The sequence below is a fragment of the Vibrio sp. TMPB1044 genome, assembly GCF_030442075.1.
In the GTDB taxonomy this organism is placed as follows: domain Bacteria; phylum Pseudomonadota; class Gammaproteobacteria; order Enterobacterales; family Vibrionaceae; genus Vibrio; species Vibrio satsumensis.
In genome coordinates, this window is record NZ_JAUJED010000005.1 from 1 (window position 1) to 23834 (window position 23834).

At 45.5% G+C, this 23834-nt stretch carries 19 protein-coding genes and 1 tRNA gene; 14 read left to right on the top strand and 6 right to left on the bottom strand.

Annotated features, from left to right (window positions below; translation table 11 throughout):
- Position 1 precedes the first annotated feature (1 nt).
- The 7 genes from QQ041_RS02005 (at position 2) to QQ041_RS02035 (ending at position 9218) form a co-directional block, all read left to right on the top strand.
- Positions 2–78 (top strand) — tRNA-Pro (locus QQ041_RS02005).
- A 1084-nt stretch (positions 79–1162) separates the two neighbouring features.
- On the top strand, positions 1163–2890 hold the full coding sequence (locus QQ041_RS02010; RefSeq protein WP_019826573.1) for an ABC transporter ATP-binding protein: 1728 nt from the start codon (positions 1163–1165) through the stop codon (positions 2888–2890).
- A gap of 94 nt (positions 2891–2984) precedes the next feature.
- Positions 2985–4538, top strand: coding sequence for an ABC transporter substrate-binding protein (locus QQ041_RS02015; protein ID WP_076654467.1), 1554 nt, complete (start codon positions 2985–2987; stop codon positions 4536–4538).
- A gap of 177 nt (positions 4539–4715) precedes the next feature.
- Complete coding sequence (locus QQ041_RS02020; protein ID WP_210447262.1) at positions 4716–5693, top strand: ABC transporter permease; 978 nt, start codon at positions 4716–4718, stop codon at positions 5691–5693.
- A 2-nt stretch (positions 5694–5695) separates the two neighbouring features.
- Positions 5696–6634: an ABC transporter permease gene (locus QQ041_RS02025; RefSeq protein ID WP_017060135.1), complete on the top strand. Its 939-nt coding sequence runs from the start codon at positions 5696–5698 to the stop codon at positions 6632–6634.
- 187 nt (positions 6635–6821) lie between these two features.
- Entirely contained in the window at positions 6822–7778 is a 957-nt protein-coding gene (locus QQ041_RS02030) for an SPOR domain-containing protein (RefSeq protein WP_285953001.1), read from the top strand.
- Between the two features lie 198 nt (positions 7779–7976).
- On the top strand, positions 7977–9218 hold the full coding sequence (locus QQ041_RS02035; protein ID WP_285953002.1) for an NADH:ubiquinone reductase (Na(+)-transporting) subunit B: 1242 nt from the start codon (positions 7977–7979) through the stop codon (positions 9216–9218).
- Positions 9219–9294: 76 nt separating this feature from the next.
- Here the strand turns inward: QQ041_RS02035 and QQ041_RS02040 are convergent, their stop codons facing one another.
- From QQ041_RS02040 to QQ041_RS02050, 3 genes are all read right to left on the bottom strand, one after another.
- Entirely contained in the window at positions 9295–9546 is a 252-nt protein-coding gene (locus QQ041_RS02040; RefSeq protein ID WP_065207383.1) for a DUF6482 family protein, read from the bottom strand.
- 130 nt (positions 9547–9676) lie between these two features.
- Positions 9677–11032, bottom strand: coding sequence for a glutathione-disulfide reductase (gene gorA, locus QQ041_RS02045; protein ID WP_285953003.1), 1356 nt, complete (start codon positions 11030–11032; stop codon positions 9677–9679).
- A gap of 187 nt (positions 11033–11219) precedes the next feature.
- Positions 11220–12059 carry a 23S rRNA (adenine(2030)-N(6))-methyltransferase RlmJ gene (locus tag QQ041_RS02050; protein ID WP_285953004.1) on the bottom strand — a complete coding sequence of 280 codons (840 nt, stop codon included), beginning with the start codon at positions 12057–12059 and terminating at the stop codon, positions 11220–11222.
- Between the two features lie 279 nt (positions 12060–12338).
- On the opposite strand from QQ041_RS02050, the gene prlC reads away from it, so the two are divergent.
- Positions 12339–14381: an oligopeptidase A gene (gene prlC / locus QQ041_RS02055; protein WP_285953005.1), complete on the top strand. Its 2043-nt coding sequence runs from the start codon at positions 12339–12341 to the stop codon at positions 14379–14381.
- Positions 14382–14449: 68 nt separating this feature from the next.
- Here the strand turns inward: prlC and asnC are convergent, their stop codons facing one another.
- Positions 14450–14914, bottom strand: coding sequence for a transcriptional regulator AsnC (asnC, locus tag QQ041_RS02060; protein WP_008218581.1), 465 nt, complete (start codon positions 14912–14914; stop codon positions 14450–14452).
- Positions 14915–15039: 125 nt separating this feature from the next.
- Here asnC and QQ041_RS02065 point away from each other — a divergent pair, with 125 nt between their 5' ends.
- From QQ041_RS02065 to QQ041_RS02075, 3 genes are all read left to right on the top strand, one after another.
- Positions 15040–18162 carry an EAL domain-containing protein gene (locus tag QQ041_RS02065; RefSeq protein ID WP_285953070.1) on the top strand — a complete coding sequence of 1041 codons (3123 nt, stop codon included), beginning with the start codon at positions 15040–15042 and terminating at the stop codon, positions 18160–18162.
- Positions 18163–18274: 112 nt separating this feature from the next.
- Complete coding sequence (locus QQ041_RS02070; RefSeq protein ID WP_146491952.1) at positions 18275–19054, top strand: class I SAM-dependent methyltransferase; 780 nt, start codon at positions 18275–18277, stop codon at positions 19052–19054.
- Between the two features lie 141 nt (positions 19055–19195).
- Entirely contained in the window at positions 19196–19786 is a 591-nt protein-coding gene (locus QQ041_RS02075; protein ID WP_210447259.1) for a hypothetical protein, read from the top strand.
- 112 nt (positions 19787–19898) lie between these two features.
- Here the strand turns inward: QQ041_RS02075 and QQ041_RS02080 are convergent, their stop codons facing one another.
- Both QQ041_RS02080 and uspA read right to left on the bottom strand, forming a co-directional pair.
- A complete protein-coding gene (locus QQ041_RS02080; RefSeq protein WP_285953006.1) occupies positions 19899–20777 on the bottom strand; it encodes a carboxylate/amino acid/amine transporter in 879 nt (292 codons plus the stop codon).
- A 52-nt stretch (positions 20778–20829) separates the two neighbouring features.
- Complete coding sequence (gene uspA / locus QQ041_RS02085) at positions 20830–21264, bottom strand: universal stress protein UspA (RefSeq protein WP_017060149.1); 435 nt, start codon at positions 21262–21264, stop codon at positions 20830–20832.
- Positions 21265–21453: 189 nt separating this feature from the next.
- Here uspA and ftnA point away from each other — a divergent pair, with 189 nt between their 5' ends.
- From ftnA to QQ041_RS02100, 3 genes are all read left to right on the top strand, one after another.
- Positions 21454–21981 carry a non-heme ferritin gene (gene ftnA, locus QQ041_RS02090; protein ID WP_017066029.1) on the top strand — a complete coding sequence of 176 codons (528 nt, stop codon included), beginning with the start codon at positions 21454–21456 and terminating at the stop codon, positions 21979–21981.
- 68 nt (positions 21982–22049) lie between these two features.
- A complete protein-coding gene (gene uspB, locus QQ041_RS02095) occupies positions 22050–22373 on the top strand; it encodes a universal stress protein UspB (protein WP_146491955.1) in 324 nt (107 codons plus the stop codon).
- Between the two features lie 250 nt (positions 22374–22623).
- The gene (locus QQ041_RS02100) at positions 22624–23817 is read left to right on the top strand and encodes an NAD(P)/FAD-dependent oxidoreductase (protein WP_146491956.1); all 1194 of its coding nucleotides are present in this window, start codon (positions 22624–22626) and stop codon (positions 23815–23817) included.
- The last annotated feature ends 17 nt before the right edge of the window (positions 23818–23834 follow it).

The window sequence follows — 23834 nt, forward strand, 5'->3', positions numbered from 1 at the left end:
TCGGTGAATAGCGCAGCTTGGTAGCGCATCTGGTTTGGGACCAGAGGGTCGGGGGTTCGAATCCCTCTTCACCGACCACCTTTAAGAAAGCTCATCAGAAATGATGAGCTTTTTTTTCATCTGTAGATCGCTAGATTGGAACCCAAGTGGGGTTCGCCTGATGTTCAAAGAATGTCTCTTCACTAATCACTTAAGAAGCTCCGTCAGAAATGACGGGGCTTTTTTACGTCTGGAATTTAGATAATTTGGTGCCAAGAGGGTCGCGGGCTGGTGCGCCAGCCCGGTAGATCGCCAGTCTGCAGGGAGCCCTGCCGCGCCAAACCCCTCTTCATCGACTCTTAAGAAGCCTTAGTCGAAAAACTGGTTTTTTACATCTGTTGTTTCAGTAACTCTCTACTTTGAATATTGGGATCTTACCTGCTGTTGCTTCCGTAAACCTCCCCCTTTATATGTAAGACAGATTCCTACCATTTTTCTTGATTATGGTGCTGATACAGAGCTACTTTCTTTATCAAACATGCAGTTTTATATCTAATTTTATATAAATAGTTAGTTCAATAATTCGACATACTAATGGGCTTGGTCTAAAGACTTTTATGAAAAGTGAAACCTGACCCTAAACCTGCTCACTAAGGCCTGAATTTGACAGCTTTCTGCGCATTTGCTCGTTCAAAAACGCCTCTGATTTGTTAAGCCTTTCATTTCTCTGGTTTGTATTTATCAAAATAATTCAAATGGTTATATGTATGGTTAATTTTCGTTTATCTAGTTGTTTTATTTGTTTAAATTAACAAAATTAGCGTTTGTTTCTATAGTGTTAATTGTTTTTTGGAATAATTATTTGTTTTCAGTGACTGGTAGTGAGATCTGCTTTGAAGCACAGTTTAAACTCTACAAGTAAGTGGTGGTAAGGAGTTTGTGAGTATTTCTTACCGATAATATAATGTTGATTTTTCTTACTATATGCTCTTTGAGTGAATAGTTATGTGGCACTTTTGCTTGCTAAGCGTTTAATGTCGACTTTTTATCCTATTTTTGTTGCTTTTCTGTGAATTATTTGCCAAATTGTCAACCGTATAAAATATCAGAACAATATTCTGGTAAGAATGGATTCAATTTTGCAGACAGGGCAGAAAGCTGCCAAAGCAGTAGAGGTCTGGTAATGTCACTTTTAGAAGTAAAAAATCTTCGTATCGAATACCCATCTCGTCATGGAGTTCACGCCGCAGTTAAATCACTTTCGTTCAACATTGAACGTGGTGAGATTGTTGGTGTTGTAGGCGAGTCTGGTGCAGGTAAATCAACAGTAGGTAATGCTGTGATCGATTTGCTGAGCCCTCCTGGCCGCATTGCTAGCGGCGAGGTATTTCTGGACGGCGAAAAAGTCTCTGGTTTATCTCCTGAACAGATGCGTTCTGTTCGCGGCTCAAAGATTGGTTTTATCTTCCAAGACCCAATGACTTCTCTTAACCCTCTATTCACAGTAGAACAGCAGTTAAAAGAGACGATTCATGCCAACATGAAGGTTTCGGATCAAGAAGCCTACCAGCGCTCATTAGACTTGATGAACCAAGTGGGTATCCCACAACCAGAAAACCGTTTAAAGCAGTACCCACACCAATTCTCTGGCGGTATGCGTCAGCGTGTGGTTATCGCGATCGCATTGGCTGGTGAACCTGACCTAATCATCGCAGATGAACCAACAACTGCACTGGATGTTTCTATCCAAGACCAGATCTTGGGTTTGATTCGCGACTTATGTATTAAGAAGAACGTAGGTTGTATGTTGGTCACACACGACATGGGTGTGGTATCTAATGTTACTGATCGTGTAGCCGTGATGTATCGTGGTGATTTGGTTGAGTTTGGCCCGACGGCGAAAGTCCTTGGTACTCCTGAACACCCATACACACACAGTCTTATCTCAGCGGTTCCACGTTCAGACCGTAAACTCGATCGTTTCCCTCTTGTGAGCTACATCGAAGAAGCGCACGAGATGGAACCTCTAGATGTGAAAAATCACTGGTTAGGTCAAAGCCAAGATCACCGTGATTACACTGGCCCATTGTTGAATGTTGAAAACGTGCACTTACGCTTTACTACCAAAGATTCTTTCTTTGAGAGTCGTCGTGAGTACGTTCAAGCATCAAACAACGTGAGCTTTGAAGTGCATGAAGGTGAGACGTTTGGCTTAGTAGGTGAATCAGGCTCAGGTAAATCAACTATTGCTCGTGTGATTGCTGGCTTGTATGCACCGAATTCAGGCAAGGTAACGTTTGAAGGCGTTGACCTTACTGGTCTGAAATCTGAAAAAGAACGTCGCCCTATGCGTCGTCAAATGCAGATGGTTTTCCAAAACCCTTACACATCAATGAACCCTCGAATGAAGATATTCGACATCATTGCTGAGCCTATCCGATTCCATAAACTTACGCGCAACGAGAATGAAACTCGTCAGATCGTGAACGACCTGCTAGAGCACGTTGGTTTAGGCGTAATGGCCGGGGTTAAGTACCCACACGAATTCTCAGGTGGCCAACGTCAGCGTATTTCTATCGCTCGCGCTTTGGCAACTCGCCCTCGTCTTTTGATTTGTGATGAACCTACCTCGGCACTGGATGTGTCGGTACAGGCTCAGATCCTTAACCTATTAAAAGACTTACAAGACGAGCTAAACCTAACCATGCTGTTCATCAGTCACGATTTACCGGTTATTCGCCAAATGTGTGATCGTGTTGGTGTGATGCAAATGGGAGAACTATTGGAAGTCGCGCCAACCGAGCAGCTATTCCAATCGCCTCAGCATGAATACAGCAAACACCTAATTTCTTTAATGCCTGAATTTACAGGTTTAAGAGAAGAAAAAGCAGTGGCACAAGCCGCGGTATAAAAATCAGCAGGCTGGAGTTTGGCTTGCTAAAAACAATAAACAGACGCAAATACAACAACTAGGGATCTGGATTCCCGCATGAAGGAGTTATGCAATGAAAACCATGAAAAGCAAATTAGCAGTAGCTTTAATGGCAGCTGGCCTAAGCTTTAGTGCAGCAGCAGCAGATATTACCGTTGGCTACGCAGCTGACCCTGTATCACTTGACCCGCACGAGCAGCTGTCTGGTGGCACACTGCAAATGTCTCACATGGTGTTTGACCCTCTAGTACGTTTCACAAAAGAGATGGATTTTGAAGGCCGCCTAGCATCTAGCTGGGAGCGTGTTGATGAAACGACTTTCCGCTTTAACCTACGTAAAGGTGTGAAATTCCACTCTGGTAACGAACTGACTGCTGATGATGTTGTGTGGACTTTTGAACGTCTACAAGCTTCTCCAGACTTTAAGTCTATCTTCACGCCATACGAAAAAATGGTAAAAGTGGATGACTACACAGTTGAGCTTGTTTCTAAAGCGGCTTACCCACTAGTACTACAAACAGCAACTTACATCTTCCCAATGGACAGCAAGTTCTACTCTGGCCAAACAGCAGAAGGTAAAGACAAGTCTGAGCTAGTTAAGCACGGTAACTCGTTTGCTTCGACTAACGTTTCAGGTACTGGTCCTTTCATCGTAACGCAGCGTGAGCAAGGCGTTAAAGTAACGTTCGAACGTTTCAACGATTACTGGGACACAGAAACTGAAGGCAACGTAGACAAGCTAACACTTGTACCAATCAAAGAAGACGCAACACGTGTTGCTGCACTTCTTTCTGGTGACGTAGATATGATTCACCCAGTAGCACCAAACGATCACAAGCGTGTTAAGAACGCTAAGAACATCGATCTGGTAACGCTACCTGGTACTCGTATCATCACGTTCCAAATGAACCAAAACAGCAACGAAGCTCTTAAAGATGTTCGCGTTCGTCAGGCGATTGTTCACGCAATCAACAACGAAGGTATCGTTAAGAAGATCATGAAAGGCTTCGCAACAGCTGCTGGTCAGCAAAGCCCAACAGGCTACGCGGGTCACAACGAAGAGCTAGTTCCTCGTTACGATCTTAAGAAAGCGAAAGAGCTGATGAAAGAAGCGGGCTACGAAGATGGCTTTACGCTAACTATGATGGCACCAAACAACCGTTACGTGAACGATGCGAAAGTAGCGCAAGCGTCTGCGGCAATGCTATCTAAGATTGGTATCAAAGTTGATCTCAAGACTATGCCTAAAGCACAGTACTGGCCTGAGTTTGACCTATGTTCTGCTGACATGATGATGATCGGCTGGCACTCAGATACTGAAGATTCAGCGAACTTCAACGAGTTCCTAACAATGACTCGTAACGAAGAGACTGGTCGTGGTCAATACAACTGTTCTGGTTACTCAAACCCAGAAATGGATGCGATTGTAGAAGCTTCTAACACTGAAACTGACCCAGTTAAACGTTCTAAGATGCTGAAAGGCGTTGAAGCAACACTATACAACGACGCTGCATTCGTGCCGCTACACTGGCAAAGTGAAGCGTGGGGCGCGAAGTCTAACGTAGGTGCTGCAGACATCGTAAACCCAATGGTTATGCCTTACTTCGGCGACCTAGTTGTAAAATAATCTAGCTTGCTAGAATCGAGAGCCTGAGCTTTCAGGCTCTCAAATTATTAAGAAATAGATTTAAGTTTAGGTATTTGGTCTTCCTTCAGTCTGGCTAAATACCTTTTTTAAGACTGAATTTTTGTTATCTAGTCGCGGATTTCGATTAGATAGTCATGGATAGATAAGGGGCAAGGAATGGTTACGTTTCTGGTCAAGCGCCTGTTTCAGGCACTGATAGTGATGTTTGTGATCAGTTTGGTGGCGTTTGCCATTCAGGATAACCTGGGCGACCCGTTGCGTGAGTTAGTCGGTCAATCTGTGTCAGAATCGGAGCGTCAAGCGCTGCGTGATGAACTCGGCTTAAATGATCCCTTCATTACAAAATACACTCGCTTTGTGGGCGCAGCTCTACAAGGTGATCTTGGTACTTCATATTTCTTTAAACGCCCTGCTGTGGACGTAATCTTAGATAAATTGGTCGCGACGCTTGAACTTGTGTTTGGCGCTTCTCTGATCATTGTTTGTCTGTCGATCCCACTCGGCGTTTATTCTGCAATACACCCAAAAAGTTTCTTCACTAAATTGGTGATGGCGGGCAGTAGTGTCGGCATCTCGGTACCTGTTTTCTTAACCGCAATCATGCTGATGTATGTGTTCTCGATTGAGTTAGGTTGGCTACCGTCATTCGGACGTGGTGATACCGCAAACTGGTTCGGCTGGGAATCTGGCTTCCTAACGCTAGATGGCCTTGCGCACTTAGTGCTGCCGAGTATTGCTCTAGCATCTATCATGCTGCCTCTGTTCATTCGTCTAGTACGCTCTGAAATGCTCGAGGTTCTTAGTTCTGAATACATCAAGTTTGGTAAAGCAAAAGGCCTAGCGCTGAACAAGATTTACTACCAACACGCTCTGAAGAACACAATGCTACCTGTACTAACGGTTGGTGGTGTTCAAATTGGTACAATGGTGGCTTACACCATTCTTACGGAAACTGTATTCCAGTGGCCGGGTACCGGCTTTCTATTCCTTGAAGCGATTAACCGAGTGGATACTCCACTGATTACCGCATACGTTATCTTCGTTGGTCTGATCTTCGTAGTAACGAACACCATTGTTGACCTGCTGTACGGCATCATTAACCCAACAGTGAACATTACAGGGAAAGGAGCATAATCATGGAACAAACAACAACAGCTCCATCTCGCTGGGAGCGATTTAAGCAGTCAGACATTCTGTACTACTTCTTACGCGATAAAGTGGCAATGGTCAGCTTTGCGATCTTTGCAGCCTTCCTAGTGATGGCATTAGCGGCACCGATCTTAGCGCCAACAGACCCGTATGACGTGACGTCTATCGACATCATGGATTCTGAGTTGCCACCATCTTGGATGGAAGACGGAGAAGAACGTTTCCTACTGGGTACTGATGAGCAAGGTCGTGACATCTTATCTACGATGCTTTACGGCTCGCGTCTGTCACTGACGATTGGTTTCCTCGCGGTAGGTCTTCAGCTGACTCTTGGTATTATTATTGGTCTGTCTGCGGGTTACTTCGGTGGTCGTATTGATAGCTTCCTGATGCGTTTTGCCGATGTTCAGCTTTCGTTCTCAACCATGATGGTTGCGATCATTGTCTCGGCCATCTTTAAGGCGAGTTTCGGTAGTGACTTCTACGCGCAATATGCCGTTGTTATGCTGGTGGTGATTATTGGTATTGCTGAATGGCCGCAGTATGCTCGTACTATTCGTGCATCGGTATTGGCAGAAAAGAAGAAAGAGTACGTAGAAGCGGCACGTGTGATGGGCTTTAGAGCGCCTCGTATCATGTTCCGTCATATTCTGCCTAACTGTTTATCACCGATTTTGGTTATCTCTACGGTACAGGTGGCAAATGCCATCATGTCAGAAGCGGCACTTTCTTTCCTAGGTTTGGGTCTTCCGGTAGACCAACCGTCACTCGGCGCCCTCATCAGTACTGGTTTTAACTACATTTTCTCAGGAGCATGGTGGATCACAGCATTCCCAGGAGTGCTTTTGGTAACATTGGTTCTAGTTATTAACCTATTAGGCGACTGGTTACGCGACGTGTTTAACCCGAAAATTTATAAAGGGTGATAGCTCGGTTTGATTTTTAGTAAAAAAAGTCACTAAACTAAGAGCCGTAAGCAATTACGGCTCTTTTTTTGCTTAATGGATCTGGAACTTAGTATCATTGATAGTGTCAATAATACTTAAAATGGAATTCATGTTTTATCGACATAGATTCGGTAATAATTAGCCCGTAAGGGTTTAAGTGGTGGTTATGAAATTGACAATGAATGCTGTATGTCGTGCTGTGACGAGAAATTATCGTATGGGGCTTATCGCTGCATCTCTTTTGGTATCGAGCCAAGTGAATGCAGAGTCGGTTCTATGTGATGCAACTCAGGCAAGCACCAACCAATTACCACAGCTAGAGCAATCATGTCCGATCGGTAAGGGTGTTTGGGGGAGCAAGGCGCCTAAACGTCATTCAGATAACGAGCTGTTTTGGGTTCAATGTGGCTTGCTGAATAAGCCTTTGTCACTGAACCGAGCAAAGCCCCTATATGAGAAGATCTCGACCAATGTATGGATGAAGCCGGAAGGCGGAGACTATCGTTGTTTAATTGGCCCTTATTCTACCTTCTCTGATGCAAGAAAAGACCTAGCTCAGGTCCGTAAAGTGTCTGGATACAGTGAAGCCTTCATTCGTATGGTTGATAAGTCTCAGACCTCGTCACAGCCTATTGTTGCAAAACCGGCAGAGCCAAAAATGGTTAAGCCTAAGGCTCCTGGAAAACCAAAACCAACAGCAAAACCTGTGGCCGCTAAGCAAGCGGCCGCGGTAACGAGTGCTGCTGCTATTCAGACGCTACCAAGCGGTAATACGCGCTCAGATGGTGATCTAGAAATCGAGATTCGCGTGACAGCAGACGTTGCGGGTAACCAATATGCGATTCCTTACCTTCTTGATCACCAACAGCAGTTTTACATGGAACAAGGCAAGCCTTGGAGTCGCCTAGATTACGATAGCGCTGAATTAGTGTGTAATCAGGTCAACATGAAGCTGATGAGTGAAAAGCAATGGCAAAGCATCTTGAGCTCAAAGGTTATGGAAAAACAGAACTGGCCAATGCACCTCCCTTATTGGGGCGCAGATAAGAAAGGCCTGTTTACCAACGGTAACGTTAACCAATTGAAAGGCTCTTCATTGCTCAATGTGATGTGCGTTAAGTAACGACGACCGTTGTTATACCAAATAAGCCTCAGCCATTGCTGGGGCTTTGTTGTTTATACATTCTTCTTTTTCAACATCGGTTCGACTTTCAGATACTCGTTCTTCAAGACGAATTTGATTAAAAATAGCTAAAAATTGTTCAAATAGCACGGTTGATGCGTAGAAAACCATAACTCAAGCAATAAGGTGACTGAGATTATGAGTTTAAAAAAACGATTAGAAGACGTGGCTCCACGCTTTGAAGCCGGAGGGAAGTACGAAAAGCTTTATCCTGTATACGAGGCTTTCGCGACGATATTTTATACGCCTGGTAACGTAAACCAAGGCTTGACCCATGTTCGAGATAGCATCGATCTCAAACGAATCATGATTCTGGTGTGGCTGGCAACTTTTCCTGCAATGTTCTGGGGTATGTACAACGTAGGTCATCAAGCCGTGATGGGTTTGACAGCTACCTATTCTGGCGCTGAGCTTGCCTCCATCATCGACAGCAGTTGGCGCTTGTCGTGGGCATTTGGTGATGCACAGTCACTGATGGCAAGTGGTTGGGTAAGTCAGGTGTTGCTTGGTGCACTCTATTTCCTACCCGTTTATGCCACGGTGTTTGTGGTAGGTGGCTTCTGGGAGGTACTGTTTGCTGTCGTTCGCAAGCACGAAGTTAATGAAGGCTTCTTTGTTAGCTCGGTGCTGTTTGCACTGATTCTTCCACCAACCATTCCGTTATGGCAAGCAGCTCTAGGTATCACCTTTGGTATCGTTGTCGCCAAAGAGCTGTTCGGTGGTACAGGACGAAACTTCCTCAACCCTGCACTCGCAGGCCGCGCGTTTCTCTATTTCGCGTATCCAGCCAACATGTCGGGTGGCTTAGTATGGGTTGCCGCTGACGGTTATTCAGGAGCGACTCCACTGAGTCAATGGTATGAGGGGGGCAGTACCTCTCTGATTAACAATATGACTGGCGAGACAATAACGTGGATGGACGCGTATATCGGCAATATACCCGGCTCGATGGGTGAGGTTTCTTCATTGCTTATCATGTTGACGGGGCTGATTCTGATTGTCATGAAAATTGCCTCTTGGCGCATTGTCGCCGGTGTGATTATTGGCCTCGTCGTGACTTCAAGTTTGATGAACTGGATTGGCTCTGATACCAACTCGATGTTCTCGATGCCGTTCTACTGGCACTTTGTGTTGGGCGGTGTTGCGTTTGGTACCTTCTTCATGGCGACCGACCCAGTTTCTGCCGCTTTTACCAACCAGAGTAAGTGGGCTTACGGGATCTTGATTGGTGTAATGACGGTCGGCATCCGAGTGCTCAACCCTGCTTATCCAGAAGGCATCATGCTCGCTATCTTGTTTGCTAACCTGTTTGCTCCATTGTTCGACTTTATTGTGAAAGAGCAAAACATCAAACGCAGACAAAAACGTACAGCACGATAAGAAATAAAACCCCAACGAAAAAGGCTTGCAGATGTGCAAGCCTTTCAATTTTTATCGCGATTGCTTTGAAGTTGATTTAACTCCACTTCAAATCAATCTCGAATGGTTGGGTGTTACCACAATGCTCACCACACATCTCGTCGTAGGCACTGTTATGAATAAGCGTGGCCGACGCTACGCCTTGGTCACTAAAGTGGTCGCGCGCTTGGTTAACACTCAAAAACTTCATTGGGTGCTGGTGGTCGTCTTTGATTAACTGTTTTTGCTCGCCAATGATTTGGTAAGCTAAGTAGATCCCGCCTTCAAATGATTCAATTAGTAGATTCATCACAAACTCCATTGCTGTTCTAGGTAGGTGGATATTTGTGTTACGTCGAATCGGTAACTAAGGTTCAGAGCGGATATAAAAAAAGCAGGCACGAGGCCTGCTTCTAAAGAGTGATCAACTAAGACGTTGATTATCTCATGGTAACAAACTCTTCTGAGCCTGTAGGGTGGATTGCCACAACAGAATCGAAGTCTGCTTTGGTTGCGCCCATCTTCATTGCAACGCCGAAGCCTTGAATCATCTCATCAACAGTGAAGCCGATGCCGTGTAGGCCGACTACTGTCTCTTCTTCGCCAGCACATACTAGCTTCATCTTACAAGGTTGACGGTGCTTGGTTACTGCTGTGTACATCGCAGTGAAGCCAGATGTGTAAACCTTAATGTTGTCTTTGCCGTACTTCTCTTCGGCTTCTTGAGTCGTTAGACCAATAGTGCCGATAGGTGGGTGGCTGAATACAACAGTAGGTACTAGGTTGTAGTCCATTTTCGCGTTAGTTTGACCGTTGAATAGACGCTCAGAAAGCTGGCGACCTGCTTTAACTGCTACAGGTGTTAGCTCGATACCGCCTTCCATGATGTCGCCAACACAGTAGATGCCAGGAACGTTAGTCGCTTGGAACTCGTCTACTTTAATGTAGCCACGGTCGTTGGTTGCAACGCCAGTTGATGCTAGGTTGATAGCGTCAGTCGCTGGGTGGCGGCCGATAGCCCAGATTAGGTGGTCAACGTTTTGAGTGTTGCCGTTCTCAAGGTGCAGAGTCAGCGTGCCATCTGCTTCTTTCACTACTTCTTTAGGAACAGAGTGTGTATGCAGTGTTGGGCCTTCCGCTTCCATTACTTCAACCAATGTTTCGATGATCATTGGGTCGAAGCTGCGAAGTGGTGACTCTTTACGGCAGAACAGGTGTGTTTCTGTTCCAAGTGCGCTTAGAACGCCTGCGATCTCAACTGCGATGTAACCCGCGCCGATAACAGCAACGCGTTTTGGTTGCTCCATTAGCTCGAAGAAGCCATTTGAGTCGATGCCGTATTCTGCACCCGGGATGTTTGGAATCGTTGGACGACCACCTACCGCGATCAGGATGTGATCAGCTGTGTAGTGTTCACCGTTTACTTCAACCGTCTTTTCGTCAACGAACTTAGCAAAACCTTTGATTACGTTTACTTTGTTGTTACCAAGTACGCGATCGTAAGATTGGTGGATACGACCAATGTACGCTTGGCGGTTTTCAATTAGCTTGCTCCAGTTGAAGCTTTTTACTTCAACGTCGAAGCCGTAGTCTTCAGAGTATAGGTTGATAGCTTCAGCGACTTGAGCGCCGTGCCACATTACCTTTTTAGGAACACAACCAACGTTTACACAAGTACCACCAAGGTCTTGAGCTTCGATAAGTGCAACTTTTGCACCGTGCATTGCCGCGCGGTTTGCTGATGCGATGCCGCCTGAACCGCCACCGATACAGATGTAATCAAAATGAGTCGCCATTACTTTCTCCATTTATTGAAGGTTGTAGTCACAGTGAGCACACTGGATACCTACGTCCTATAGATTCTAAAATTGTCTAATTATTATATTGAGGGCAGATTGGTTGAACTCAATCTCCCTGCTTGAAATTTATTCGTCCACATCACAGTCTGTTGAAGATTCTTCAGTCTATGATGTGGATTCGAGATTACTCGGGTACGATCCACTCTACTTTGAAGTGACCGGTTGCCGGTGCAATTGCTTCCTTCAAGAATGGAAGAATCTCGTTCATTTGGCTTTCTAGCTTCCAAGGCGGGTTGATAACAATCATGCCTGATGCTGTCATGCCGCGCTCGTTGGTGTCTGGTGATACGCCAAGTTCGATTTGTAGAATCTTGTTGATGCCTAAGCCTTCAAGACCTTCGATCATATCTTCGATGTCACAACGATTTACCACTGGGTACCAAATAGCGTAGATACCGGTCGCCCAGCGCTTATGGCTTTGAGCAATGGCTGTCACGACATCACGGTACTCTTTTGCAAGCTCGTACGGTGGATCGATCAGCACTAAGCCGCGGCGCTCTTTTGGCGGCAGGCTTGCTTTTAGACGCTTAAAGCCATCTTCTTTGTAGATAGACACTTGACGATCGCGGTGGAACTCTTGCTCAAGCAGTGGGTGGTCCGCTGGGTGAAGCTCGGTCAATACCATACGGTCCTGGTCACGTAGGTGGGCGCGAGCAACACGCGGTGAACCTGGGTAGTAGCGCAGCTTGTCGCCGTTGTTTAGCGTTGAGATAGACTCAAGGTAGCTTTGAATGTCTTCAGGAAGATTTTGCTGTTCCCAGACGCGAGCGATACCTTGCTTGTATTCGCCAGTTTTTTCAGACCATTCATGCGTTAAGTCGTAACGACCTACACCAGAGTGAGTGTCATGGTAAACAAAAGGCTTATCCTTCTGTTTCAAAGAATTAAGAATAAGGCTCTGTACGATATGCTTTACTACGTCGGCATGGTTGCCCGCGTGGAAGCTGTGGCGATAACTTAACAAATTAAACTCTCGTAACACTCTCGATTTAGAGTGTGGTTAGTGTAGGTGGGGTTAATCTGACTATTATAACCCCCAATGGGCCATAAATTCTCGAACAATTCAGGAACAGTCGCTAGCAATATGCAGTTAGTTATTGGTTCTACTATTGAAATTTGCCTTGTTGGGCACTATTTAATAACTATTCGCAGGTGATTTTTTAGGGCGAACTTTAGCCTGGTGACTGTAAGACGACCTCATTACAAAAAAGACGAAAGTCTCTAAAGCCAAAGGAATGTTTATATGTCTAATCCGCTATTAACCTTCACGGACTTACCTCCGTTTTCACAGATCAAGCCTGAGCACGTAAAGCCAGCGGTTGAGCAAGTGATTGAAGCGTGTCGCAACAAGATTGAACAAGTACTTGAAGGTAATACTTCACCAAGCTGGGACAACCTCGTTGCTCCGATTGAAGAAGTGGATGATCGTTTAGGCCGTGTTTGGTCACCAGTAAGTCACATGAACTCAGTTGTGAACAGCGACGAGTTGCGTGAAGCGTATGAGAGCTGTTTACCTTTGCTGTCTGAGTACGGCACGTGGGTTGGTCAACACAAAGGCCTGTTTGAAGCGTACAAAGCGATCAAGGCGAGTGAAGCATTCTCTGGATTAAATCGAGCTCAACAAAAAACCATTACTGACGCACTACGTGACTTCGAACTATCAGGTATTGGCTTGCCAGCTGACGAGCAGCACCGTTATGGCGAGATCAGCAAGCGCCAGTCTGAGCTAGGCTCTCAATTCTCAAACAACGTACTTGATGCGACCATGGGTTGGAGCAAGCAGATCACAGACGTCGCTGAATTAGCGGGTATGCCTGAATCAGCACTGGCGGCAGCACAAGCGGCGGCCGAGTCTAAAGAGCAAGAAGGTTACCTACTGACTCTAGATATCCCATCATACCTACCTGTGATGACTTACTGTGATAACCAAGAGCTACGTAAAGAGTTGTACGAAGCTTACGTAACACGCGCTTCGGATCGTGGTCCAAATGCTGGTAAGTGGGACAACACAGAGATCATCACCGAGCAGCTTAAACTGCGTCACGAGATCGCTCGTATGCTGGGTTTTAGTACTTACAGCGAGAAATCACTGTCGACTAAAATGGCTGAAACGCCAGATCAGGTTCTTGGCTTCTTAAATGATTTAGCTGTGAAAGCAAAACCACAAGGTGAACGCGAAGTAGAAGAGCTGCGTCAGTTTGCTGAGAAAGAGTTTGGTGTCTCTGAGCTAAATCTGTGGGACATCGCTTACTACAGCGAGAAACAGAAGCAGAACCTATTCGAGATCTCTGATGAAGAGCTTCGCCCATACTTCCCTGAATCGAACGTGGTTTCAGGTCTGTTTGAGGTATTGAACCGTGTGTTTGGTATGTCGGTAACAGAGCGTGAAGGCGTCGACACATGGCATGAGTCAGTGCGCTTCTTTGATATCTTTGATGCGACAGGAGCACTGCGCGGTAGCTTCTACCTAGATTTGTACGCACGTGAACACAAACGTGGCGGAGCGTGGATGGATGACTGTCGTGGTCGTCGTATTACCGAGTCTGGCGAGCTACAAACACCTGTCGCTTACCTAACGTGTAACTTCAATAAACCTGTTGGTGATAAGCCAGCACTATTTACTCACGATGAAGTAGTGACTTTGTTCCACGAGTTTGGCCACGGTATCCACCACATGCTAACGCAAGTTGAAGCGGGTGCTGTGGCAGGTATCAACGGTGTGCCTTGGGATGCCGTTGAGCTACCAAGTCAGTTCTTAGAGAACTGGTGTTGGGAAGAAGAAGCGCTGTCGTTTATCTCTGGTCACTTCGAAACGGGTGAAGCCTTACCAAAAGAGATGCTAGAGAAGATGCTTGCGGCGAAGAACTTCCAATCAGCGATGTTTATCCTGCGTCAGCTAGAGCTTGGCCTGTTCGATTTCACGCTACACACAGAATACGATCCAGAAGTTGGTGCTCGCGTACTAGAAACGCTAGCCGACGTAAAATCTAAGGTATCGGTACTGCCAAGCCTTGATTGGAACCGCTTCTCACACAGCTTTGGCCACATCTTTGCTGGTGGTTACAGTGCAGGTTACTACAGCTACCTATGGGCAGAAGTCTTATCTGCAGATGCGTTCTCGGCATTTGAAGAAGAGGGTATCTTCAACACTGAAACCGGTAACCGCTTCCTGAACAACATCCTTGAGATGGGTGGCAGTGAAGAGCCGATGGAGCTGTTCAAACGCTTCCGTGGTCGTGAGCCACAAATCGATGCAATGCTTCGTCATGCGGGTATCAGCGCGTAATATTGTGCTGGTTAGTATGTAAAAAGAGCCTCTTAGTGAGGCTCTTTTTGTATTTATTTATCAATCGATTATGGATTCACATTGCGATTGATTGGGTTTTGCAATGAAATCAATGTCTCAGTCGATTGAACCTCGTCGATCGCCTGCAATTTATCAATCAACACGAACTGCAATTCTTCTATCGATTTACACATCAGCTTAACGAAAATATTGTAGGCACCAGTGGTGTAGTAGGCTTCAACCACTTCATCTAGGGCATTCAGCTTGGCGATTGCCGAGTGGTAATCTTTGGCTGCATTAAGGTTGATGCCGATAAAGCAACATACGTCGTAACCTAGCTTTTTCGTGTTTACCACAACCTCGGTACGCTCAATAATGTCGGCCGATCTCATTTTCTCGATACGGACGTGAATAGTCGCAGGGCTTACGTCAAACTGCTTTGCCATCTCTGCGTAAGGTGTACGAGCATCTTCCATTAAGGTTTTCAGAATGGCACGGTCTAGGTCATCGAGACGAGCGGTGGTTGTGGACATGCGTAACCCTTAGATTTAATGAAAATATATCGGCTAGAGTACATATCATAGCCAAGGGTGATAATATTAGCAGCAACAATGATGTTAGGGTGAATTCAGTGCGATTTTGGGTGTTATTTATTGCGATGTGTTGGAGCGCATTTGCTTCGGCGCAGACAAAAGATGTATTGGTGATCCACTCCTACCATCAAGGTTTTTTCTGGACGGATGATTTCCATAAAGGATTGTCCGAAGAACTCGATCGCGACGGGTTGTCTTACCGTGTCGTTTATCTCGATAGTAAACGTACCCAAAACCAAGAATACCTAGAGCGTGTGTATCAGCTTTATCACACCAAGCTACAGCATGAAGAATTTGCAGCAATTGTCGTTAGTGACAATAATGCGCTCAACCTAATGAAGCGCCTTGCGCCCGATCTTAAAGGTACCCCTGTCATCTTTGGTGGCATCAATAATTTCTCGCCTGAAATGATCGAAGGTTTGAACGCAACGGGCATCACCGAAGATATCGACTTAGTGGGCAATATCGAGCTGGTTAAACGCCTTCAATCGACCGTAAAGAAGATCTACATTGTTACCGATCACTCGGTCACGGGTGAGGCGATTCGTTCTCAAATCGATCTTTTCATCAAAACCCATCCGGATTTTTCTGAGCTCGTTGAACACTATGTGCCGGATTCCTACCAAGAGTTAATGGAATTTTCTCAACGTGCCGACCTAGGCAAGAGCTTGCTGTTTTGGGCGTATTACCGTGATGCGCAAGGCAGAGTGAGCAGCGATGAAGACTGGCGACAGCTGAACATCAAAACTCAAATGCCACTGTATATGGTGCACGATTTGGGGCTTGGCTTTGGTGCGATTGGTGGTGTGATTCAAAGTGGTGAAACGCAAGGTCGAGACACTGGGCGAGTGCTACTGAATGTGCTCGCTAATCCGGATCAACCGCTGCCCCAAGTGGTTGCTGGCGCGCCAGAAATCAAACTCGATTACCAACAAATCTCACGTTGGGATCTGGGTGCAGAGAATGAAGCCTCGGTGACCTTCCTCAACAAGCCTAAGTCATTTTTAGTACGCTACCGCGATGAAATTCGCACCATAGGTTTGCTGTTTTTGGTTATGTCGTGTGTCATCGCGACCTTGGTGTATTACCTTAATCGCCTTAAAAAAAGTGAACGTGCCAGCCGACAAAGCCAGCTGCTACTGGAATCGATATTCGACCAAAGCCTGCAGTTCATGGGCATTATTGATAAGGGCGGTGTGTTGTTGTCGAGTAACAGCAAGCTACATGAGCTGCTTTATAATCAAGGCTATAAATTGGGAACGCCGCTTCAACAACATCAACACTGGGAAGATTCCGCACGAGAAGTGCTAACCGAATATTTCATCGCAAAAAATGAGCACCCAGCCTTACGATTTGAAGCCGAGGTGTGGTGTCGGGATCGCGGTGCGATGGTGTTGGATATTTCATTGAAGCCGATGCCTGGTAGTGAAGAGGAAGACATTCAGTTCCTATTTGAGGCGCGCGACGTGACTTCGCGTAAACTTGCTGAGAATAAACTGTTCCAACGTGAAGCGAACTTGAAGCTGTATTACGACAAACAGCCTGTGATGATGATTACGCTCGATGGCAATAATCGCATTCAACAAGTGAACCAATTTGCCGAGGAGCTTTTGGGTTATCCACTAGATCAGCTATTAGGGCATCGTCCTAGAGAGTTCTATGTTGATGAGAATGCGATGATTCCTCGCCATATCTTGTTGCAACCACAGCATAAAATTCGTGGTGTGTGGCGTCGTGATATCGAATATCGCCATGCCGACGGTAGCAAGATCTGGATTCGTGAAAATATCCGCCCGTTGGTCGAGTCTGATCAGCTGTTGATTGTGGGTGAAGACATCACCGAGACGCACGAGCTTTCTGAAAAGCTAGAGTATCAAGCTCGCTATGACCTGCTGACTGACACCTTCAACCGTAACCACTTTGAGCAAGAGCTACAGAAGGCACTCAAAGAAGTTGAGAGCCACATGCGAACCCACGCAATGCTGTTCTTAGACCTAGACCAACTGAAAGTACTGAACGATACCGCAGGGCATGAAGCGGGCGATGCCGCGATCTTGTTTAGTGCGCAGTTATTGGAAGAGGTACTGCCATATAATGCTGTGTTGGCACGAATGGGTGGTGATGAGTTTGCGGTATTAATCAAAGACTGCACTGAGCGCGATGCGGTTAATGTATGTCGCAGTATTATCTCGATGATGAGCGACAATCCATTCCTGTGGGATGATATTCGTCTCAACCTGACCTGTTCTATTGGCATTCGATTGATTGACCATACTGCCGCTTCACCGCAGATGGTGCATGCTCAGGCGGATGCGGCTTGTCATGCCGCTAAAGAAGAAGGCCGTAACCGTTACAACCTTTACCATCAAGATGATGAAGACCTGCGTCGTCGTCATCTTGAGATGGAGAGCGTCAACCTAGTGCATGAGGCTTTGGCTAACGATCGCTTAGAGTTGTTTGCTCAGCGTATTCTTGGCCTAAATAAAAACAGCGATAAAATGCACTTCGAGGTTTTGGTACGCATCAAGAACATCAAAGGGGAATACATCTCCCCGGGGATCTTCATGCCAGCCTCAGAGCGTTATAACATCGCGCATTTGATTGACCGACAAGTCGTTAGTCAAACCTTGAGTTGGTTGGAGCAACGTCCAGAGATAATTGAAGAACTAGGGATGTGTTCAATCAACCTTTCCGGCCACTCGATGGGTAATCGTGAATTTGTAGAGTTCTTGATAGAGAGCTTAAGAGATTCATCTATACCGTGTCATAAGATTTGTTTGGAGATCACCGAAACAGCGGCTATGAGTAACATGAAGCAGGCGATCAAATTCTTCACTCGAATCAAAGAGCTCGGCTGCATGATTGCACTGGATGACTTTGGCTCAGGGCTATCGTCGTTTGGTTACTTGAAGAAATTACCGGTCGATATTGTAAAGATCGATGGCCTATTTGTACGTGATATTGATGTCAACGAGATGGATCATGTGATGGTTCGTTCGATTAATGATCTTGCTAAGCAGATGGGCAAGCACACCGTGGCTGAGTTCGTTGAAAATACCCAGATCATCGACAAGCTGATCGAGCTTGGTGTGAACTACGCGCAGGGCTACATCATAGGACGACCTAAGCCACTGGCGGAGCTCGTTGAAGAGTTAAGACAAGAACGCGAGAGAGAGCCATTGGTTTAGGTAAGCCGACTTTAGCTGGGATTACTTTGCACCGCTAATATGTATTGTTGAGGCGATCAGGTAAACTGGTTGCCTCTTTTGTTTTGAATACTACTGTCTGTTGGAGACGACCTTGCAACTACAACTGATTTGCGAAGATGCTACACAAATCGATCATCTGAATGACTTAGCGACCCGTTGGAATTTATCTCACGATGAAAGCAGCGAATTTGCTTTGGTGCTGACTAGCGAACGACTTGAGCTACGCAAAGTAGACGAACCCAAGTTAGGTGCTATCTTCGTTGATTTAGTTGGCGGTGCGGTTGGTCATCGACGTAAATTTGGTGGCGGTAAAGGTCAGGCAATCGCTAAGGCGGCAGGTTTGAATAAAGGGGCTACGCCAACCATTCTTGATGGTACGGCTGGCTTAGGGCGTGATGCATTTGTATTGGCTTCTCTAGGTTGTAAGGTGCAAATGGTCGAGCGTCATCCTGTTGTGGCAGCGCTGCTTGATGATGGATTACAGCGTGCACAGCAAGATCCTGATATTGGTTGTTGGGTAAGCGAACGTATGACGTTGATTCACGCTTCGAGCCATGATGCGTTGGATAAGCTTAGTAACGATCCTAATTTTGAACAGCCTGATGTGGTGTACCTCGATCCAATGTACCCACACCCTGAGAACAAAAAGAAATCAGCTTTGGTCAAAAAAGAGATGCGCGTATTCCAATCTTTAGTGGGTGCGGATCTGGATGCTGATGGTCTATTTGAACCGGCGATGAAGTTGGCATCGAAGCGAGTTGTGGTTAAAAGACCCGATTATGCGGCTTGGTTACACGAGCAAAAGCCGAGCATGGCGATCGAAACCAAAAAGAATCGTTTTGATGTGTATGTGAAAGCATCAATGACTTAGATAAAGCATCAATAACTTAGAGACACGCTAAGAAAATTTCCCGTCATAAATACGATAAAATGCCATTTAACACTTGCGATAGTCGCGTTACGGATGTATATCTAACTAAGAATCATTATTATTCTTAGCTGGAGTTGTAGCATGGCTAAACGCTTTTGTAAGTTAAACCGTCGAGATATCACTGAACACTTGGGCGAGATCCACAGCTTGGTTACTGAACCTAAGTTTGTGTGTCGTTCTTGTGCTCGTTCTTCGGCGGATCAAGCTAATCTATGCAAACCAACAGCAATTCCACCTCTTGGTTGTCAGAACAAGCCTGTAGAAGAGAAGGCAGCATGCGGCCTGTTAGCGGAAACATTACCTGTACCTGAGCTATCGCTCGCGGAAATCAACGAGTCAATTGAGCCTAGCGTGCAAATATTCGATCCAGCCGCTGCTGATATTGCCCCTCATCTTGCAAAAAAAGAAGCAGTACAGAAAAAAGCCAAGCTGAAAAAACTGATGGCGAAGGCGAGTGGTGATGAGAAAGCAGAACTCAAGCGTGCGAAGAAAGCGACCAAGAAACAAGAGAAGTACAACAAAAAGTTAGTGAAGATGATTAAGAAGCAGCAAAAGCTGTTTAAGAAAAGTCAGAAACTGGAAAGTGATCTTGAACGCATCAACCTACAACTTGATGACGTTGCCTTCACTGAAACCAAGACTCAGGTAGTGAGCCACAATCACATCCACTGAAGTTGATTTGAATGGTTTGTTGCTACCGCGATGATTTAAAAAGAGCGACCTAAGGTCGCTCTTTTGCTTTTTGGGGTTATCCGAGCTAACTCATGCAGCTCATTGAAAGCAGTTAGGCGTTGCTTGCGGATCTTGCAACGCGCTTCTTCACCCACGTCTCATTGACGAATAGAGAGAACAAGATAACAGCACCACCAATAGACAATCGAACTAAATCGACATCTCTATTCCAAATCAGGATATTCACCACAAGGCCTGCAGGCACTAATGCATTGTTCATCACCGCTAGCGCACCAGCATTCACCATGCACGCGCCTTTATTCCACATAAAGTAACCCAATCCCGAGGCAATCAAGCCAAGGTAGATCAGGATTCCCCATTGAAGTGTTGTGGTTGGTAGTTTTTCAGAGTTGCCCAGCAGCATGAAAGCAACCGACGCGACGCATAACGCCCCTAGGTAGAAGTAACCAAATACTGTTCGCTGAGGTAACTCGGTCGATTCTTTCTCCATCACCACTTTGTAGCCCACCTGACCGATAGCAAAACAGAGGTTCGCGCCTTGTACGACAAGGAAGCCAACTAAAAAGTTTTCGTTGATGCCTGCGAATTTAATGAATACCGCGCCCAATACCGCAATTGCAGCTGTCACTAAGTACCACGGAGAGAATTGCCCTTTAAGAAAGTCATAAATCAGGGTGACGTAAATTGGGGTAAAAACCGTAAATAAAAGGACTTCAGGAACGGACAACAGTAAGAAAGACTGATAGTAGAAGCAGTACATTAGGCCAAGCTGGATACCACCAATCGCCATCAATTTAGCGATCAGCTTACGCGATATGCCGCGAAACTTTAGAAAAGGAAGAAATACGACGCCAGCAAGGGCAACACGCATTAAAACAGAGAACCAAGAGTCAACCTGACCCGCAAGGTAAACGCCGATCAGGCTAAAGGAGAAGGCCCATAGGAGGGTAACACCAGCTAAATAGCTCATAGTAAAACTTCGTTAATAAGATATGAGCTGTATGTTACCTAACCTTAAATCATTAGTCTTCTGAATCTCTTAGAGGCACGACCAGCATATCAACCGGAGACGCGTTGATCAGTTGTCGTGTTGAAGAAAGCAGCTTACTCCAAAAGTCTTGATGGTGACCACAAACCACGAGGTCAACATTGAACTCGTTGATGGTGTCACACAGTTCATGACTTAAATCACCACTGCCAACGAGGGTATGGGTGATCGGGTATTGAGCGTGCTCCGCAAAATTTTGCAGCTGAATACGAGACGCTTCCATCGCGTTGTGCTGGGTTTCGGCCATGTTGATATCAATCAGGCCAGTGTAGAGCTCTGCGTAGTTAATATCGATATGGATAAAAGAGACTTTGGCTTCCAATGGCTTTGCCAATGCTACCGCTTTATCCACAATTAATTTGCTGTCTTCTGATAAATCGACTGCGACCAAAATATGTTTGTAACTCATATCGCTACCTCCTTTATTCATTGTCTGTTTAAAGATTAGCACTATGCGATGGCTTTTTTTGCTGAAGTGATCTCATATCCACTGTCTTGCGTAATGACAGCTCAAAATATTGGTTAACTAATGGCCTGCGAGATATTCATTAAATAGTGATATAGTAGAGAAAATTGAGGATGTAATTAGGAGTCTTAAATGCTGTCAAAAACTATGGTTGAGCAACTGAATGATCAAATTAACCTAGAATTTTTCTCATCCAATCTATACTTACAAATGAGTGCTTGGTGTGAAGACAAAGGATTTGAAGGTGCAGCAGAGTTTCTGCGTGTTCATGCAGTAGAAGAAATGGAACATATGCAGCGTCTTTTCACTTACGTAAGCGAAACAGGTGCAATGCCAATTCTGGGTGCGATTGAAGCACCAAAACACGAATTCGAAAGCCTTGGCGCAGTGTTCCGTGAAACTTATGAACATGAGCAGATGATTACTGAAAAGATCAACAAACTGGCTCACGTTGCTTTCAGCACACAAGACTACTCAACCTTTAACTTCCTGCAATGGTACGTTGCAGAGCAACACGAAGAAGAGAAGTTGTTTAAAGGTGTATTGGATAAGCTAGAACTTGTTGGTGAAGACGGTAAAGCACTGTTCTTTATTGATAAAGACCTAGCGCAATTGGCAAAAGATGGTTCATCTTCAATTATGGAAGCTCCTGCCGTTTAGGTAGTACGAGAAAGACACTGATTATCTTTTTCTTTTGAGTTTTCTTATGAAGATGTAGGGAGGAAAGGATGATCAGCGGCGACACTATTCTATTTGCACTAATGGTTGTGACTTGCGTGAACTGGGCGCGTTATTTTACTGCGCTAAGAACGCTCATTTATATTATGCGAGAAGCGCATCCTCTGCTTTATCAACAAGTAGACGGAGGCGGTTTTTTCACAACCCATGGCAATATGACCAAACAGGTTCGCTTGTTTAGCTACATCAAAAGCAAAGAGTATCACCATCATCACGATGAAGTGTTTACTGCGAAGTGCGATCGTGTGAGAAAGTTATTCATACTCTCTTCCGCCCTGCTGGGTGTAACGTTGCTGGCTTCTTTCATCGTCTAAGTCATTTAGCACGTGTGAAGTAGAACTTAGTTTTTGGTGTAAAACTACGGTTGTTGGTTCGCTAAGCCAAATAGTGGTTTTGCTGCTGTCTACAAATTGTACAATTGAACACCAATTGCAAAGTTTAAAATTGCCGCTAGAATAGCGAGCAATTAGTAAGGATGTGCTGTTTATGCACATCCTTTTTTATTGATGGCATTTCGAGAACAGGGCGTACTCGGGCTGCAAAAGTGAAGAAAAGCAGAACCACATGAGTGAAAAATTTGATGTAATCGTAATTGGTGCGGGCGCCGCAGGCTTAATGTGTGCTGCGGAAGCTGGTAAACGTGGCCGACGAGTGCTGGTGGTTGATCATGCGAAAAAGCCAGGCAGAAAAATTTTAATCTCAGGTGGCGGCCGTTGTAACTTCACTAACTACGATGTTTCAGCAAACAACTTCCTGTGTAACAACTCTCACTTCGTGAAATCAGCCTTATCTCAATACACCAACTGGGATTTCATCTCGATGGTGAGCAAGTACGGTATTGAGTTCGAAGAGCGCGATCACGGCCAATTGTTCTGTGTGAATGACCACACCGCAAAAGACATTGTGAGCATGTTGCTTGACGAATGTAAGCAAGCGAAAGTCGAACAACGCTACCGTTGTGATGTTCACTCCATCGAAAAAACAGACGCTGGCTTCAAGATGCACCTCAATACCGACCAAGTTGAATGTGACTCATTGGTGGTAGCGACTGGTGGTTTGTCGATGCCTAAGCTGGGCGCAACGCCATTTGGCTATAAGATTGCTGAGCAATTTGGTTTGTCTGTAATGCCGACTACGGCGGGGCTAGTACCATTCACGCTGCATAAAGAAGACAAAGAAGATTTCGCAGAGCTTTCTGGTATCGCAATTCCTGCTGAGATCACGGCGCAAGATGGAACCTTGTTCAAAGAAGCGTTGCTGTTTACTCACCGCGGCTTATCTGGTCCTTCAGTACTGCAAATTTCTTCGTTCTGGAAAGCGGGTCAATCGGTTTCGATTAATCTAGTACCTGAAGTGGATGTGGCTGAGTTGCTGGCCAATTCTCGCGAGAAGCACCCAAATCAGAGTTTGAAAAATACTTTGGCGAAAGCACTGCCGAAGCGTTTTGTGGAAGTGTTGATTGACCGTAAAGAGCTGGAAGACAAACCGCTTAAGCAGTTCAATGAAAAGCAGCTTAGTGGTATTGTTGAGCACCTAGAGAACTGGAAAATTGCGCCAAACGGCACTGAAGGTTATCGAACGGCCGAAGTGACTCTAGGCGGTGTGGACACCAATCACTTATCTTCAAAAACCATGGAGTGTAAGAGCGTCTCTGGTCTCTACTTCATCGGTGAAGTAATGGACGTAACAGGTTGGCTTGGAGGCTATAACTTCCAATGGTGTTGGAGCTCAGGTTTTGCTGCGGGCCAGTGGGTTTAAGTTTTCCCATAGATTTT

What these genes read in the sequence shown, in the direction of transcription:
- QQ041_RS02015 (WP_076654467.1), top strand. Translation starts at nt 2,985, where the DNA reads ATGAAAACCATGAAAAGCAAATTAGCAGTAGCTTTAATGGCAGCTGGC.
- QQ041_RS02065 (WP_285953070.1), top strand. Translation starts at nt 15,040, where the DNA reads ATGTGTTGGAGCGCATTTGCTTCGGCGCAGACAAAAGATGTATTGGTG.
- QQ041_RS02100 (WP_146491956.1), top strand. Translation starts at nt 22,624, where the DNA reads ATGAGTGAAAAATTTGATGTAATCGTAATTGGTGCGGGCGCCGCAGGC.
- uspB (WP_146491955.1), top strand. Translation starts at nt 22,050, where the DNA reads ATGATCAGCGGCGACACTATTCTATTTGCACTAATGGTTGTGACTTGC.
- asnC (WP_008218581.1), bottom strand. Translation starts at nt 14,914, where the DNA reads ATGTCCACAACCACCGCTCGTCTCGATGACCTAGACCGTGCCATTCTG.
- gorA (WP_285953003.1), bottom strand. Translation starts at nt 11,032, where the DNA reads ATGGCGACTCATTTTGATTACATCTGTATCGGTGGCGGTTCAGGCGGC.
- QQ041_RS02010 (WP_019826573.1), top strand. Translation starts at nt 1,163, where the DNA reads ATGTCACTTTTAGAAGTAAAAAATCTTCGTATCGAATACCCATCTCGT.
- QQ041_RS02080 (WP_285953006.1), bottom strand. Translation starts at nt 20,777, where the DNA reads ATGAGCTATTTAGCTGGTGTTACCCTCCTATGGGCCTTCTCCTTTAGC.
- QQ041_RS02030 (WP_285953001.1), top strand. Translation starts at nt 6,822, where the DNA reads ATGAAATTGACAATGAATGCTGTATGTCGTGCTGTGACGAGAAATTAT.
- QQ041_RS02035 (WP_285953002.1), top strand. Translation starts at nt 7,977, where the DNA reads ATGAGTTTAAAAAAACGATTAGAAGACGTGGCTCCACGCTTTGAAGCC.
- QQ041_RS02040 (WP_065207383.1), bottom strand. Translation starts at nt 9,546, where the DNA reads ATGAATCTACTAATTGAATCATTTGAAGGCGGGATCTACTTAGCTTAC.
- QQ041_RS02020 (WP_210447262.1), top strand. Translation starts at nt 4,716, where the DNA reads ATGGTTACGTTTCTGGTCAAGCGCCTGTTTCAGGCACTGATAGTGATG.
- ftnA (WP_017066029.1), top strand. Translation starts at nt 21,454, where the DNA reads ATGCTGTCAAAAACTATGGTTGAGCAACTGAATGATCAAATTAACCTA.
- prlC (WP_285953005.1), top strand. Translation starts at nt 12,339, where the DNA reads ATGTCTAATCCGCTATTAACCTTCACGGACTTACCTCCGTTTTCACAG.
- QQ041_RS02025 (WP_017060135.1), top strand. Translation starts at nt 5,696, where the DNA reads ATGGAACAAACAACAACAGCTCCATCTCGCTGGGAGCGATTTAAGCAG.
- uspA (WP_017060149.1), bottom strand. Translation starts at nt 21,264, where the DNA reads ATGAGTTACAAACATATTTTGGTCGCAGTCGATTTATCAGAAGACAGC.
- QQ041_RS02075 (WP_210447259.1), top strand. Translation starts at nt 19,196, where the DNA reads ATGGCTAAACGCTTTTGTAAGTTAAACCGTCGAGATATCACTGAACAC.